Source organism: Synechococcus sp. R6-5, from assembly GCF_047461775.1.
Lineage (GTDB): Bacteria > Cyanobacteriota > Cyanobacteriia > Thermostichales > Thermostichaceae > Thermostichus.
In genome coordinates this window covers 1-1,303 of the sequence record NZ_JANSHV010000363.1, presented here as the reverse complement: position 1 = coordinate 1,303, position 1,303 = coordinate 1, and the positions used below count along the sequence as shown (strand labels likewise).

Sequence of the window (1,303 nt, the reverse complement as noted above, 5' to 3'; positions counted from 1 at the left end):
AGTCACAACTTAACACCGGGAGGCGAAGCATGGAAGTGAAGTATCAGCGTTGTTGCGGGATCGACGTACACAAGCAGATGGTGGTGGCGTGCGTGATGGTGTCAGGAGAGCAGCCAGGAGAGCCGGACAAAGAGACCCGCACGTTCAAGACAATGAGTGACGACCTGGGAGCGCTGGCCGCATGGCTGAAAGCGAAAGGGGTGACCCATGTGGCGATGGAGTCAACAGGGGTGTACTGGAAACCGGTATACAACCTGCTCGAAGGGCAGTTTGAGATACTGGTGGTGAACGCGGAACGAATCAAAGCGCTGCGGGGCAAGAAGACAGACTCGGCAGATGCAGAATGGATCGCGGATTTGCTGAGGCACGGTCTGCTGTCGGGCAGCTTCATTCCCACGGCTCAGCAGCGGGCGTTGCGGGATCTGACACGGTTTCGCAGCTCGCTGGTCGAAGATCGGGCGCGTGCTGTGAACCGGCTGCAGAAAGTGCTGGAAGACGCGAACATCAAGCTGGCGAGTGTGGCGACAGACGTCACCGGTGTGTCCGGGCGGGCAATACTGGAGGCGTTACTGGCTGGCCAGACCGATCCGCAGGTGCTGGCCGAGCTGGCACAAGGCCGGCTGCGCAAGAAGATCGATCTGTTGCAGAAGGCGTTATCGGGCAGGCTGAAGCCGCATCATCGGGTGATGGTAACGGAGTTGCTCGGTCAGATCGACCATCTGGACGAGACCATCGAGCGGCTGAACGCGGAGATCACGGAGCAGATGCGCCCTTTTGAGGCCGAGATAGAGCGTCTGGACTCGATTCCCAGCGTCAGTCGGCGCGTTGCCGAAGTGCTGGTCGCGGAGGTCGGTGTAGATATGCAACCGTTTGAGCGCGCGGAAAACCTGGCCTCCTGGGCCGGCATGTGTCCGGGCAACAATGAAAGCGCGGGCAAACGCAAGTCGGGCAAGACCCGCAAGGGGAGCCGTTGGTTGCGCGCCGCCTTGACCGAAGCCGCGCATGGTGCCGCGCGCAGCAAGCATACGTATCTGAAGGCACAGTATCACCGGATTGCCAGACGGCGAGGCGCGAAACGGGCGCTGGTGGCGGTTGGGCATTCGATTCTGATCATTGCTTACCACCTGCTTACGCGCCAGCAGACCTATCGAGACCTGGGTGAAAACTACTTTGACGAGCGTGACCATGAGGGCGTCAAGCGCCGCGCCGTCCGCCGCCTCGAACAGCTTGGTTATCAGGTGACGCTCGCCCCACTAATGGCGGTCGCCGCCTGACTTATTTTCACTGGAGCGTTTATGGATAT

General features: G+C 60.2%; 1 protein-coding gene. It reads left to right on the top strand.

The window, feature by feature from the left end; translation table 11 throughout:
• Nucleotides 1–1,274: IS110 family transposase (locus tag NW818_RS13750; protein ID WP_414424872.1), on the top strand; the 1,274-nt coding region annotated here is incomplete at its 5' end.
• Nucleotides 1,275–1,303: the final 29 nt, after the last annotated feature.